The organism is Cellulomonas hominis, assembly GCF_014201095.1.
Taxonomy (GTDB): Bacteria; Actinomycetota; Actinomycetes; order Actinomycetales; family Cellulomonadaceae; genus Cellulomonas; species Cellulomonas hominis.
On sequence record NZ_JACHDN010000001.1, the window covers coordinates 3,942,506 to 3,955,725 of the forward strand.

The following is a 13,220-nucleotide window of genomic DNA, read 5'->3' on the forward strand; positions in this document are numbered from 1 at the left end:
CGTCCGGGGGGCGGGGCGCCCACCACCCGTACCGCCCGCACCGCGCGGGCGGTACGCGCACGAGAGAAGAAGATCCGTTGGCCCCACCCACCCGTCGCCGGCACCCGGCGCGCATTCTCCTCACGCTGGCCGTCCTGGTCGTCGCCGTCTTCGGGACGGTGCTCGCGGGCACGAAGTGGTCGGACGCGAGCTGGACGCCGAAGCTGGCGCTCGACCTGGAGGGCGGCACGCAGCTCATCCTCGCCCCGGTCACCGAGGACCAGTCGAGCGTCACGCAGGAGACCATCAACCAGGCCATCGAGGTCATCCGGCAGCGCGTCGACTCGTCGGGCGTCGCCGAGGCGGAGATCACGAGCCAGGGCGGGTCGAACATCGTCGTCGCGCTGCCCGGCCGCCCGAGCGAGGAGACGCTCGACCTGGTCCGGACCTCCGCGCAGATGGAGTTCCGGCCGGTCCTGACGTACTCGGGCCCGGAGCCCGCCGCGACGGACACGACGACGGACGCGGCCACCGACGGCGCCACGGCGGCCCCGACGGACGCCGCCACGGACGCCGCGACCGACCCCGCCGAGGAGCCCTCGGACGAGCCGACGAAGGCCGCCCCGGACTCCGCCAGCGACGCCGAGTACTACATCACCCCGGCCGTGCAGGCGCGCTTCGACGAGCTCGACTGCACCAAGCCGGAGAACCTCACCGGCGGCGAGTCCGGTGACCCGGACGAGGCCCTGGTCACCTGCGACCCCGCCGGCACCGTCAAGTACGTGCTCGGCCCGGTCGAGATCGAGGGTTCGCACATCGCGAACGCCTCGTCCGGCCTGCAGGTCAACTCGCAGGGCACCGTCACGAACACCTGGGTCGTCAACCTCGAGTTCGACAGCGAGGGCACGAAGACCTTCGCCGCCGTCACCGAGCGGCTGCAGGGCCTGACGTCGCCGCAGAACCAGTTCGGCATCGTGCTGGACGGCCTCGTCATCTCCGCGCCGGGGCTCAACCCGGGCGTGATCATCTCGGACGGCAAGGCCGAGATCTCCGGCTCCTTCACGCGCGACTCCGCGACCGCCCTGGCGAACCAGCTGAAGTTCGGCGCGCTGCCGCTGAGCTTCACGGTGCAGAGCGAGGAGCAGATCTCCGCGACGCTCGGCTCCGAGCAGCTCGAGAAGGGCCTCATCGCGGGCCTCATCGGCCTGCTGCTGGTCGTCGTCTACTCGCTGTTCCAGTACCGCGCGCTCGGGCTGGTCACCGTGGCCTCGCTCATCATCGCCGCGGTGCTGACCTACGGGACGATCACGCTGCTGTCCTGGACGCAGGGGTACCGCCTGTCGCTGCCCGGCGTCGCCGGACTCATCGTGGCCATCGGCATCACCGCGGACTCGTTCATCGTGTACTTCGAGCGCATCCGCGACGAGCTGCGCGAGGGCCGCACGCTGGTCGCCGCCGTCGACCGCGGCTGGGAGCGCGCGCGGCGCACGATCCTCGCGTCCGACGCGGTGAACTTCCTCGCGGCGATCGTCCTGTACTTCCTGGCCGTCGGCTCGGTGCGCGGCTTCGCGTTCACCCTGGGCCTCACCACGCTGCTCGACCTGCTGATCGTCTTCACGTTCACGCACCCGGTCATGCTGCTGCTCGCCAGGACGCGGTTCTTCGCCAGCGGCCACCCGCTGTCCGGCCTGGACCCGCGCCGGCTGGGCGCCCCCGAGGCGACCCGGTACGTCGGCCGCGGGCGGGTCGTCACGGGCCGTCGTGCCGGCGCGGACGCCGGCGCCGCGCCGGCCGACCTCGGCGTCCCGACGTCCACGCTGGTGGCCGCCGCGGTGCCCGCCGGCGGGACGATCGCCGAGCGGCGCGCGGCCGCGAAGGCCGCCGCCGCGCAGGACGGCGCCGCGCAGGACGGCGCCGCGCAGGACACCGCACCACCCGACGACGGCACGAACCCCGAGGACGCCGCACGACGCACCGAGGGGAGCGACGCCTGATGGCCGTCAACTTCGCCCAGTGGGGCAACGACCTGTACACCGGCCGCCGGTCGTACGACATCGTCGGCAAGCGCCGGCTGTGGTTCTCGATCGCCGGGATCCTCGTGGTGCTGTCTGCGATCTTCCTGGTCAAGCCGGGCCTGCAGCCGGGCATCGAGTTCCGCGGCGGCTCCGAGTTCACGGTCTCGAACGCCTCGACCACCGACCAGCAGCCCGCGATCGACGCGATCGCCGAGATCGCCCCGGACGAGGTCCCGCGCGTCACGAACGTCGGGTCCGCGGCCATCCGGATCCAGACGTCCGAGCTGACCAACGACCAGGTCGAGCAGGTCCGGACCAGCCTGGAGGAGGCCTACGGCGTCTCCGAGGACGAGGTCGCGAGCTCCTTCATCGGCCCGACCTGGGGCAAGGACGTGACCGGCAAGGCCGTGCAGAGCCTCGTCGTGTTCCTCGTGCTCGTCATGGTCGTGCTGTCGGTGTACTTCCGGAACTGGCGGATGGCCGTCGCGGCGATCATCGCGCTGTTCCACGACCTGATCGTGACCGTCGGCGTGTACGCGGCGGTGGGCTGGGAGGTCACGCCGGCGACGGTGATCGGCTTCCTGACGATCCTCGCGTACTCGATCTACGACACCGTCGTGGTGTTCGACAAGGTCCGCGAGAACACCACGGGCGTGCTGGAGCAGACCCGCTCCACCTACGCCGAGCGCGCCAACCTCGCCGTCAACCAGACGCTGGTCCGGTCGATCAACACCTCGGTCGTGGCGCTGCTGCCGGTCGCGGGCATCCTGTTCATCGGGGCGTTCGTGCTCGGCGCCGGCACGCTGCGCGACATCGCACTGGCGCTGTTCGTCGGCATGATCGTGGGCGCGTTCTCCTCGGTGTTCCTCGCGACGCCGCTCGAGGTCGCGCTGCGGGAGCGGGAGCGCCCGATCAAGGAGCACACCGCGAAGGTGCTGGCCGCCCGCGCGAGGGCCGCGGGTGCGGCCCCGGCCGACGGCGACGAGGGCGGCGAGGACGAGCCCGTGGCCGCCGCCCGGTACACCGGCCAGACCCGCCCCGGCGGGCACCAGGGCCAGGGCGCGCAGCCGCGACGGAAGGGACGCCGATGACCGCGCAGGAGGCGCCCCTGACGGGGTCCGCCCTGATCGAGCGGATCGACGCGCTGGTGCGCAGCGTGCCGGACTACCCGACCCCGGGCGTGGTGTTCAAGGACATCACCCCGCTGCTCGCGGACGGCCCCGCGTTCGCGGCCGTCGTGCGCGAGATGGCGGCGCGCGTCCCGGGTCCGGTGGACCTGGTGGCGGGCATGGAGGCGCGCGGGTTCATCCTCGCGGCCCCGGTGGCGAAGGAGCTCGGCGCGGGCTTCCTCCCGGTGCGCAAGGCTGGCAAGCTGCCCGGCCCGACCGCCCGGCGCGACTACTCCCTGGAGTACGGGGCGGCCTCCGTCGAGCTGCACCCGTTCACCGTCCCCGCGGGCTCGCGGGTGCTCGTGGTGGACGACGTGCTGGCGACCGGCGGCACGGCCGCGGCGACCGTCGAGCTGCTGCAGGAGTGCGGCGCCGAGGTGGTCGGGCTGTCGTTCCTCATGGACCTCACGTTCCTGCCGGGCCGGTCCCGGCTGGCCGGCCACCACGTGGACGCGCTGCTGCAGGTCGGCTGACCGCGCGCGGCGCGCCGCCGTCCGGGGCGTCCCGGACGGCGGCCCGCCTGCGGGGCCGTAGAATCGTGCGGATCAGCGGCCCGGCCGGGAGCACCCCCGGCGGGCGGTGGCACCAGGCCGGGTGACCCCGGCAGGTCAGGAGGCGCGCATGGCGGACCAGGTCCGGACCTCGGCTCCCGGCGGCGCGCGGCCGGAGGCGCCCGCGAGCACGGGCTCCACCAGCCGGGTGCGCTCGCGCCTGGCGCGGTTCGGGCAGGGACGCGCGGTCGGGGGGCAGTCCCCGGTCATCGAGCCGCTGCTGCAGGCCGTCCGGACCAACCACCCCAAGGCCGACCTCGGCCTGCTGGAGCGCGCGTACGCGACCGCCGAGCAGGCGCACCGCGGCCAGCTCCGCAAGAGCGGCGACCCGTACATCACGCACCCGGTCGCCGTCGCCACGATCCTCGCCGAGCTCGGCATGACCCCGCCGACGCTGGCGGCCGCGCTGCTGCACGACACGGTCGAGGACACGTCGTACTCCCTGGAGCAGCTGCGCGCCGAGTACGGCCCCGAGATCGCCATGCTGGTCGACGGCGTGACGAAGCTCGACAAGGTGACGTACGGGGACGCCGCGCAGGCCGAGACGGTCCGCAAGATGGTCGTCGCGATGTCCCGGGACATCCGCGTGCTCGTCATCAAGCTCGCCGACCGCCTGCACAACGCGCGGACCTGGAAGTTCGTCCCGGCCGCGTCGGCGGAGAAGAAGGCCCGCGAGACGCTCGAGATCTACGCCCCGCTGGCGCACCGCCTCGGCATGAACACGATCAAGTGGGAGCTCGAGGACCTGTCGTTCTCGACGCTGTACCCGAAGGTGTACGACGAGATCGTGCACCTGGTGGCCGAGCGCGCCCCCGCCCGCGAGGAGTACCTGGCCGTCGTGCGGGAGCAGGTCGGTGCCGACCTGCGCAGCGCGAAGATCAAGGCCACGGTCACCGGCCGGCCGAAGCACTACTACTCGATCTACCAGAAGATGATCGTGCGCGGCCGCGACTTCGCCGACATCTACGACCTGGTGGGCGTGCGCGTCCTGGTCGACACGGTGCGGGACTGCTACGCGGCGCTCGGCGCGCTGCACGCGCGGTGGAACCCGGTCCCGGGCCGGTTCAAGGACTACATCGCGATGCCCAAGTTCAACCTGTACCAGTCGCTGCACACGACGGTGATCGGGCCGAGCGGGAAGCCCGTCGAGATCCAGATCCGCACCCACGACATGCACCGGCGCGCGGAGTACGGCGTCGCGGCGCACTGGAAGTACAAGGAGAACGCCAAGAACGCCGGCGGCACGGACACCGACGGCAACGACATGGCGTGGCTCCGGCAGCTCGTCGACTGGCAGAAGGAGACGGCGGACCCCTCGGAGTTCCTCGACTCCCTGCGGTTCGAGATCGCCGACGGCGAGGTCTACGTCTTCACGCCGAAGGGCGACGTCATGGCGCTGCCCGCGGGGGCCACGCCGGTGGACTTCGCGTACGCGGTGCACACGGAGGTCGGCCACCGGACGATGGGCGCCCGCGTGAACGGCCGCCTGGTGCCGCTCGACTCGACGCTGGAGAACGGCGACGTCGTCGAGGTCTTCACGTCCAAGTCGGAGACCGCCGGCCCGTCCCGCGACTGGCTCGGCTTCGTCACCAGCCCGCGCGCCCGGAACAAGATCCGGCAGTGGTTCACCAAGGAGCGGCGCGAGGAGGCGATCGAGCACGGCAAGGACGCCATCGCCAAGGCGATGCGCAAGCAGAACCTGCCGATCCAGCGCCTGCTGTCCCACGAGTCGCTCGTCGCCCTGGCGAACGAGATGCGGTACGCCGACGTGTCCGCGCTGTACGCGGCGATCGGCGAGGGCCAGGTGTCCGCGGCGACGGTCGTGCAGCGCCTCGTGCACGCGATGGGCGGGGAGCCCGGCGCCGAGGAGGACATCGCCGAGGTCGCGCGCCCCGGCCAGACGGCGCGGCGGGTGCGCACCGGTGACCCGGGCGTGGTCGTCAAGGGCGTGGACGACATCTGGGTGAAGCTCGCCAAGTGCTGCACCCCGGTCCCGGGCGACGACATCATCGGCTTCGTCACGCGCGGCCAGGGCGTGTCGGTGCACCGGTCGGACTGCATCAACGTGGCCCAGCTCAAGATGCAGCCCGAGCGCATGGTCGACGTCGAGTGGAGCCAGGGCAGCACCGCGCTGTTCCTCGTGCAGATCCAGGTCGAGGCGCTGGACCGCAACCGGCTGCTGTCGGACGTGACCCGGGTGCTGTCCGACCACCACGTGAACATCCTGTCCGCGTCGGTGTCGACGTCCCGGGACCGGGTCGCGCAGTCGCGGTTCGTCTTCGAGATGGCCGAGCCGTCGCACCTCGCGTCCGTGCTGTCCGCGGTGCGCAAGGTCGAGGGCGTGTTCGACGTCTACCGGATCACCGGCGCGAAGGCCGCGGAGCCCGTCGCGGAGGGCTGAGCCTCCCGCTCCGCGCGCAGGGCGTGCAGGACGGCGAGCCCGTGCCGGACTCCCCGGCGCGTCGCCGCCGCCGTGAGGTCCGTCTGCACCTGCCCCAGGTCGAGGCCGGCGCGCGCCAGGCGGGCCAGCACGGCGCGGGCGACGTCCGGGGGCTCGAGCGCGAGGACGTCGAGCGCGGTGCGGCGCGGCGTCGTGACCCGCACGCCGCCGAGGACGACGACGTCCCGGGGCGAGGCGGCCGCGACCGCGACGGCGTGCACCCGCGCCGGCGGCGGCCCGCCGAGGTGCACCCAGACGGCCGAGGCGCGCGCCACCGCCTCCCGGGAGGCCACCCGGCCGGCGAGCGCCGCAGCGCGCAGCGCCGGGGTCGCGGCGACGCCCGCGGGCAGCCCGACGTCGTCGTGCAGCGGCACCACGTGCCCGTCGCGGACCAGCACCTGCCAGGCGACGTCGCCGAGGTCGGCGCGGCGCACGAGGACGTCGGCGGGGCGCGGGGGAGCGGGTGGGCGTCGGGAGGTCACCCGACGCAGGATGCCGGTCGCCCCGACCGAGGTCGAGCGGCGACCGGCACCCTGTGGACGAGCGTCAGCCGCGCGAGTCCTGCGCGGCCCGCTGCACCTGCTCCAGCCAGGCGCGGCGGGCGTCCAGCGCCGCCTGCGCCTCGGCGACCTTGCGCTTGTCGCCGCCGGCCTGCGCGCGCTCCAGGTCCGCCTCCAGCGCGGCGATCGCCTGCTCGAGCTGGGCAGCGGCCCCCTCGGCGCGCGCACGCGTCTCGGGGTTGGTGCGGCGCCACTCGGCCTGGTCCGCGTCGCGGACCTTCGACTCGACCGCACGGAGCCGGCCCTCGACGCGCTGGATGTCGCCGCGCGGGACCTTGCCCGCGGCCTCCCAGCGGTCCTGGATCGAGCGCAGCGCGGCCTTCGCCTGGCCGAGCCCCTTCGCCGGGTCGATCGCCTCGGCCTCGACCAGCAGCGCCTCCTTGACCTCGAGGTTCGCCTGGAACTCGCGGTCGGTCGCGGCGTTCAGCTCGTCACGGGCGTGGAAGAACGTGTCCTGCGCCGCCCGGAACCGGGCCCACAGCGCGTCGTCGTCCTGGCGCGCGGCGCGGCCGGCGGCCTTCCACCGCGCCATGAGGTCGCGGTACGCGCCGGCCGTGGCGCCCCAGTCGGTGCTCGTCTGCAGGCGCTCGGCCTCGCGGACGATCTCCTCCTTCGCGGCCTTCGCCCCCGCGTTGCGGGACTCGAGCTCGGCGAAGTAGTGCCGCCGCTCCCGGTCGAAGGTCGTGCGCGCGTGGCTGAACCGCTTCCAGAGCGCCTCCTCGGAGGTGCGGTCGATGCGCGGGCCGGAGCGCTGCGCGTCCTTCCACTCCTCCAGGAGGGTCCGCAGCTGCTCGCCCGCCGGGCGCCACTGCATGCGCGCCGGGTCGGTGCCCGCGATCTTCTCGGCCCGCTCGACGATCTGCGTGCGGGCGGCCAGCGCGACCTGCCGGGCGGCGGCGCGCTCGGCCTCCACCGCGGCGCGGCGCTCGGCCGCGGCGGCGCGCAGACCGTCCAGCCGGGCGCGCAGCGCGTCCAGGTCGCCGACGGCGGCCGGCTCCGCGGTCTCCTCGGTGAGCTTCGCGAGGGTCTGGTCGATCTCCTTGACCGCGAGGTCCGTGGCCGCCAGGCGGGCCTCGAACACGGCCACCTTCGCCTGCAGGTCCAGGTAGCGGCGGACGTACAGGCCCAGGGCCTCCTCCGCGGTCGCGCCGGGGAACTGGCCCACGGCGCGCTCGCCTGCGGCCTCCCGGACGTACACGGTGCCGTTCTCGTCCACCCGGCCGAACTCCGCGGCCGCGGCGGCCTCGGCGGAGTCGTCCGGCGCCGGGACCGGGACCACCGGGGTGGCCGGGGCGGACGCGGCGGGGGCGGCGGCGCCCGGCTGCGGGACCGGGCGGGGGCGGGGCTTGAGGGCGCTCGGCAGCGGCGGGCGCGGGCCGGGGCGGGGCGCGGGGGCCGGGGCGGCGGGCGCCTCGGCGGCCTCGGGCTCGGTCGCCTCGGGCTGCGCGGTCTCGGGCTCGGTGGCCTCGGGCTCGCTCGCCTCGGGCTGCGCGGCCTCCGGCCGGGTCGCCTCGGCCGAGGGCTCCTCGGTGGCGGGCTCCTCGGTGGCGGGCTCGGTGACCTCGGTGCTCGCGTCGACCTCGGTCGCGTCGGCCTCGGTGGGCTCCACCTCGACCTCGACCTCGGCCTCCGCGGCCTCCGGCGTCTCGGCGGTCGGCGTCGTCGCGGCGACGGCGACGTCCTCGCTGTCGTGCGAGCGCTGCTGCTCGTCGGGCGTCTCGGTCACTGGGTCTCCACTCCCTCGATGGTGACGGGGGTGGCGGGGGTGCCGTCGGAGGCACCCCCGGTCACGCCCGCGTCAGCGACTGCCTGCACGACGTCGAGGCCCGACGTGATGCGGCCGAACACGGTGTATCCGCCGGCGGTGTCCGACGGGATGGTCGAGTCCTCGTAGACGAGGAAGAACTGGCTGCCCATGGACTCGCCGTCGCCGCCCTGCCGCGCCATCGCGATGGTGCCGGCCGGGTAGACGTCGTCCGCGGGGGCGTTCTCGATCGGGCCGAACGCGTAGCCGGGGCTGCCGGTGCCCGTCGGGTCGCCGCACTGCAGCACGTAGATGCCGCTCGTGACGAGCCGGTGGCAGTCGGTGCCGTCGAAGTACCCCTCCTGCGCGAGGGTCACGAAGTTGGCGACGGCCTGCGGGGCGGCCGCGCCGTCGAGCTCGACGCCGATCTCGCCCTGGCTCGTGCTGATGGTGCCGGTCCAGGTGCGGCCCTCGGCGAGCGCGGCGTCGGGCAGGACGCCGCCGTTCCCGGTGCGCGCGGCGGGGGTGGTGGCGTCGGCGGTGGCCGTGGGGGTCGCCGCCGCGGAGGGCGTGTCGTCGCCGCCGCCGAGCAGCAGGGCCGCGGTCACGCCGATGCCCAGCACGAGCACGCCGACGACGCCGCCGGCGACCACCTGCTGGCGACGGCGCTGGGCCTTCTTCGCGGCCTGGCGCTCCTGCCACTTCTCGTACCGGCGTCGCTCGTACTCGCGCTCGCGCTTGCTGGACGGCACGCACACTCCTCGTCTTCGGTCCTCGGGCGGGGTCGGCCCCCGCGCGCGGGCGCGGCGGCCGAGGCTCCCGCGCCCGCCCGACAGTCTAGGCAGGCGGCGATGGCGCTGAGTGCGCCCACCGGCCCAGGCGCCGCTAGCGTGGCGCCGGTGCGCATCTTCGGACTGACCGCCCCGGTGTTCGCGGCCACCTGCTACGTCGTCGCCGCGGACGACGGGACCTGCGTCGTGGTGGACCCCGGCGGTGGTGTCGCGCCCGCGGTGGCGGCCACGGTGGCGGAGCACGGGCTGCGGGTCGCGGGGGTCGTCGCGACGCACGGGCACGCCGACCACGTCTGGGACGCCGGGCGGGTGGCGGGCGCCGCGGGTGTGCCGCTGCGGCTGCACGCCCGGGACGCCTACCGCCTCGCGGACCCGCTGGGGACGCTGGGTGCCGGTGCCCGCGGGGTGTCGGACGGCCTGGCCGCGGCGCTGCGGGACGCGGGACTCGACGCCGACGGCTTCGACGCGGGGGAGCCTGCCCCGTTCGGCGCCGGCGACGGCGCGCGCACGCCGGACGAGGAGCTCGTGCTGGGCGGCGTCCGGCTGGTCGCGCGGCACGCACCGGGGCACACCGAGGGCTCGACGCTCTACCTGCTGGAGGCGGGCGACGACCGCGTGGCGTTCACCGGCGACGTGCTGTTCGCCGGGACCGTCGGGCGCACCGACCTGCCGGGCGGCGACCCGGCGACGATGGCCGCGACGCTCCGTGACGTCGTGGCGACACTGCCGCCGCGCACCCACGTGCTCCCCGGGCACGGCCCCGCCACGCGGGTGGACAGGGAGCTGGCCACCAACCCGTACCTGGCAGGATGACGCGCATGGCCCGTCCCACCCCCCTGTCCGGCTTCCCCGAGTGGCTCCCCGACGGTCGCGTCGTCGAGCAGCACGTCCTCGACACCCTGCGCCGCACCTTCGAGCTGCACGGGTTCGCCGGCATCGAGACGCGCGCGGTCGAGCCGCTGGACCAGCTGCTGCGCAAGGGGGAGACGTCCAAGGAGGTCTACGTCCTGCGCCGGCTGCAGGAGGAGGCGGGCGAGGGCGAGCCGGCCCGGGCCGCGCAGCTCGGGCTGCACTTCGACCTCACGGTGCCGTTCGCGCGCTACGTGCTGGAGAACGCCGGGCACCTGGCGTTCCCGTTCCGCCGGTACCAGATCCAGAAGGTGTGGCGTGGCGAGCGCCCCCAGGACGGCCGGTTCCGCGAGTTCGCCCAGGCCGACATCGACGTCGTGGGTGCCGGCGAGCTGCCGTACCACTACGAGGTCGACCTGCCGCTGGTCATGGCCGAGGCGCTCGGCGCGCTGCGTGAGATCGGCCTGCCGCCGGTGCGCGTGCTGGTGAACAACCGCCGGGTGGCCGAGGGGTTCTACCGCGGGCTCAGGCTGACCGACGTCGACGCGGTGCTGCGCAGCATCGACAAGCTCGACAAGATCGGGCCGGACGCCGTCGCGGACCTGCTGGTCGCCGAGGCAGGTGCCACGCCGGAGCAGGCGCGTGCGTGCCTGGACCTCGCCGCGATCTCCGGCGGGGACGCCGGGGTGGTCGACCGGGTACGGTCGCTGGCCGCGGCGCACGGCGTCGAGTCCGAGCTCATGGAGCAGGGCCTCGCCGAGCTGCGGCAGCTCGTGGAGGCCGCCGCGGTGCGCGCCCCGGGCGTCGTGGTCGCGGACCTCAAGATCGCCCGGGGGCTGGACTACTACACGGGCTCGGTCTACGAGACGGTGCTCGTCGGGCACGAGCAGCTCGGGTCGATCTGCTCGGGCGGCCGGTACGACACGCTGGCCTCGGACGGGAACCAGACCTACCCGGGCGTCGGCCTGTCGATCGGCGTGTCCCGCCTGGTGTCCCGGCTGCTGTCCGCCGGGCTGGTGCGCGCGACCCGCGGCGTGCCGTCGGCGGTGCTGGTCGCGGTGACGTCCGAGGAGTCGCGCCCGCAGTCCGACGCCGTCGCCACCGCGCTGCGCGCCCGGGGCGTCCCGGTCGAGGTCGCGCCGACGGCCGCCAAGTTCGGCAAGCAGATCAAGCACGCGGACCGGCGGGGCATCCCGTTCGTCTGGTTCCCCGGCGAGGACGGCGACCAGGTCAAGGACATCCGGTCCGGCGAGCAGGTCGCCGCGGACGCCGGCTCCTGGGCGCCGCCCGCTGAGGACCTGTGGCCGCGGGTGGTGCCGGCAGAGGGCTGACGCCCGGGGCCCCGTCGCGGCTCAGGCGATCGCGGCGAGGCCGGCGTTCAGCGTCGTCGCGTACAGCACCCAGGCCAGGTACGGCCCGAGCAGCCACGCGACCCACGGGGTCAGGCGGTGGAACGCGACGATCGTCGCGACCAGCGCCACCTCCAGCGCGAGGATGATCGCCAGGCCCGCTCCGAGCCGCTCGGCGCCGAAGAACACCGGCGTCCACGTGGCGTTGAGCGCGAGCTGCACGCCGTAGAGCACCAGTGCGGTGCGGGCCGCCCGGAACCCGTGGCGGCGCCAGATCAGCCACGCGGCGACGGCCATGACGGCGTAGAGCACCGTCCACACGGGGCCGAACACCCAGCTCGGCGGCGTCCACGCGGGCTTGTCGGCGTCGGCGTACCAGCCGTCCACGCCGGAGGCCGACGCGAGGCTCCCGCCCCACGCCACGGCGGCGTTCAGGAGCAGCAGGCCCGCGAGCACGGGCCAGCCGCGGGCGGACCCGGCGCGGGGCGCGGGGGCGGCGGCGCCGGCGGGGCGGGCGGCGGCGGGGGTCGCGGCTGTCATGCCTCCACCGTCCGCCGGCGCGGGCGGTCCGGCAACCGGAAGGCCAGCATGCTGACCTTCCCGCGGCACGGCGGCCGTCCCGCCTCGGTGGTTGCCCGCCGGTCGAACACGTGTTCGAATCGAGCCATGCGGTGGGACGGCCAGAAGATCGCGGCGGAGGCGGACACCGCCCTGCCCGGGCTCGCCCTGGCCGGGCACCAGCGCTCGGTGCGCACCCCGGAGTTCGCCGGCGTGACCTTCCACGAGGTGCACGCGAAGTCGGCGCTGAACAAGGTGCCGGAGTCGTCCGCGATGCCGTTCCGGTGGACCGTGAACCCGATGCGGGGCTGCCTGCACGCGTGCACGTACTGCTTCGCCCGGCCGACGCACGAGTACCTGGGCCTCGGTCCGGGCGAGGACTTCCAGACCCAGATCGTCGTGAAGACCAACGTGGTGGACGTGCTGACCGCCGAGCTGCGCCGGCCGTCGTGGCGGCACGAGCACGTCGCGCTCGGCACGAACACCGACCCGTACCAGCGCGCGGAGGGCCGGTACGCGCTGATGCCCGGCATCATCGGCGCGCTGGCGCACTCCGGGACGCCGCTGTCGCTGCTGACCAAGGGCACGCTCCTGCGGCGGGACGTCCCGCTGCTCGCGGAGGCCGCCACCCAGGTGGACGTCAGCGTCGCGGTGTCCCTGGCGATCGGCGACGAGGACCTGCAGCAGGCGATGGAACCCGGCACCCCCACGCCGCGCGCCCGGCTCGCGCTGGTGCGGAGCGTCCGGGAGGCGGGGCTCGAGTGCGGGGTGCTGGTCGCGCCCGTCATGCCGTGGCTGACCGACTCGACCGAGCACCTGGACGGGCTGCTGCGCGACCTCGCGGCGGCCGGGGCGTCCTGGGTGACCGTGATCCCGCTGCACCTGCGCGGACCGGTGCGGCCGCTGATGCTCGGCTGGCTGCGCGAGCACCGGCCGGAGCTCGTCCCGAGGTACGCGCAGCTGTACGGGCGGGGGGCGTACGTGCCGGAGGAGTACCACCGCTGGCTGAAGGACCGGCTGCGGCCGCTGCGGCGCCGGTACGGGCTGTTCGGGCCCGGCGTCGCGGCGGAGGGCGCGCGGCCGTCGCCCTCGCCCTGGCGGGTGCAGCCCGGCGGCGGGACCACCACCCCCGACGCCGCGCTGCCCGCGGCGGTGCAGCCCGCGCTGTTCTGAGCGGGGCAGTAGACTCGCGGGGCTGCTGCGTGCAGCGACCCA

The 13,220-nt window shown here is 74.8% G+C and carries 11 protein-coding genes; 7 read left to right on the forward strand and 4 right to left on the reverse strand.

Annotation, left to right across the window (positions count from 1 at the left end):
- The first annotated feature begins 77 nt into the window (after positions 1–77).
- The 4 genes from secD (at position 78) to HNR08_RS18620 (ending at position 6,115) form a co-directional block, all read left to right on the forward strand.
- On the forward strand, positions 78–1,973 hold the full coding sequence (gene secD / locus HNR08_RS18605) for a protein translocase subunit SecD (protein WP_146831910.1): 1,896 nt from the start codon (positions 78–80) through the stop codon (positions 1,971–1,973).
- Positions 1,973–3,085: a protein translocase subunit SecF gene (secF, locus tag HNR08_RS18610; protein WP_146831913.1), complete on the forward strand. Its 1,113-nt coding sequence runs from the start codon at positions 1,973–1,975 to the stop codon at positions 3,083–3,085. The genes secD and secF overlap by 1 nt, the downstream gene beginning before the upstream one ends.
- On the forward strand, positions 3,082–3,636 hold the full coding sequence (locus HNR08_RS18615) for an adenine phosphoribosyltransferase (RefSeq protein WP_146831916.1): 555 nt from the start codon (positions 3,082–3,084) through the stop codon (positions 3,634–3,636). The genes secF and HNR08_RS18615 overlap by 4 nt, the downstream gene beginning before the upstream one ends.
- Positions 3,637–3,784: 148 nt before the next feature.
- Positions 3,785–6,115: a RelA/SpoT family protein gene (locus tag HNR08_RS18620; RefSeq protein WP_146831919.1), complete on the forward strand. Its 2,331-nt coding sequence runs from the start codon at positions 3,785–3,787 to the stop codon at positions 6,113–6,115.
- Here HNR08_RS18620 and HNR08_RS18625 read toward each other — a convergent pair.
- From HNR08_RS18625 to HNR08_RS18635, 3 genes are all read right to left on the reverse strand, one after another.
- Positions 6,067–6,636, reverse strand: a complete 570-nt coding sequence (locus HNR08_RS18625) for a hypothetical protein (RefSeq protein WP_146831921.1) — start codon at positions 6,634–6,636, stop codon at positions 6,067–6,069. The two genes, HNR08_RS18620 and HNR08_RS18625, sit on opposite strands and share 49 nt — an antisense overlap.
- A 64-nt stretch (positions 6,637–6,700) precedes the next feature.
- Positions 6,701–8,440 (reverse strand): DUF349 domain-containing protein, encoded by a 1,740-nt coding sequence (locus HNR08_RS18630; protein WP_146831924.1) that lies wholly within the window; start codon positions 8,438–8,440, stop codon positions 6,701–6,703.
- Complete coding sequence (locus tag HNR08_RS18635; RefSeq protein ID WP_146831927.1) at positions 8,437–9,210, reverse strand: peptidylprolyl isomerase; 774 nt, start codon at positions 9,208–9,210, stop codon at positions 8,437–8,439. The genes HNR08_RS18630 and HNR08_RS18635 overlap by 4 nt, the downstream gene beginning before the upstream one ends.
- Before the next feature lie 147 nt (positions 9,211–9,357).
- Between HNR08_RS18635 and HNR08_RS18640 the strand changes: the two genes are divergently transcribed.
- Both HNR08_RS18640 and hisS read left to right on the forward strand, forming a co-directional pair.
- Positions 9,358–10,062 (forward strand): MBL fold metallo-hydrolase, encoded by a 705-nt coding sequence (locus HNR08_RS18640; RefSeq protein ID WP_183835203.1) that lies wholly within the window; start codon positions 9,358–9,360, stop codon positions 10,060–10,062.
- 5 nt (positions 10,063–10,067) lie between these two features.
- On the forward strand, positions 10,068–11,429 hold the full coding sequence (hisS, locus tag HNR08_RS18645) for a histidine--tRNA ligase (protein ID WP_146831933.1): 1,362 nt from the start codon (positions 10,068–10,070) through the stop codon (positions 11,427–11,429).
- A 21-nt stretch (positions 11,430–11,450) separates the two neighbouring features.
- On the opposite strand, the gene HNR08_RS18650 is transcribed toward hisS, so the two are convergent.
- Positions 11,451–11,987, reverse strand: a complete 537-nt coding sequence (locus HNR08_RS18650; protein ID WP_146831936.1) for a TspO/MBR family protein — start codon at positions 11,985–11,987, stop codon at positions 11,451–11,453.
- A 126-nt stretch (positions 11,988–12,113) separates the two neighbouring features.
- On the opposite strand from HNR08_RS18650, the gene HNR08_RS18655 reads away from it, so the two are divergent.
- Positions 12,114–13,178: an Rv2578c family radical SAM protein gene (locus HNR08_RS18655; protein WP_146831939.1), complete on the forward strand. Its 1,065-nt coding sequence runs from the start codon at positions 12,114–12,116 to the stop codon at positions 13,176–13,178.
- Positions 13,179–13,220: the final 42 nt, after the last annotated feature.

Excerpts from the sequence above, each read along its gene's own strand:
- HNR08_RS18650 (WP_146831936.1), bottom strand. The coding sequence starts at position 11,987 with ATGACAGCCGCGACCCCCGCCGCCGCCCGCCCCGCCGGCGCCGCCGCC.
- HNR08_RS18655 (WP_146831939.1), top strand. The coding sequence starts at position 12,114 with ATGCGGTGGGACGGCCAGAAGATCGCGGCGGAGGCGGACACCGCCCTG.
- HNR08_RS18620 (WP_146831919.1), top strand. The coding sequence starts at position 3,785 with ATGGCGGACCAGGTCCGGACCTCGGCTCCCGGCGGCGCGCGGCCGGAG.
- HNR08_RS18615 (WP_146831916.1), top strand. The coding sequence starts at position 3,082 with ATGACCGCGCAGGAGGCGCCCCTGACGGGGTCCGCCCTGATCGAGCGG.
- hisS (WP_146831933.1), top strand. The coding sequence starts at position 10,068 with ATGGCCCGTCCCACCCCCCTGTCCGGCTTCCCCGAGTGGCTCCCCGAC.
- secF (WP_146831913.1), top strand. The coding sequence starts at position 1,973 with ATGGCCGTCAACTTCGCCCAGTGGGGCAACGACCTGTACACCGGCCGC.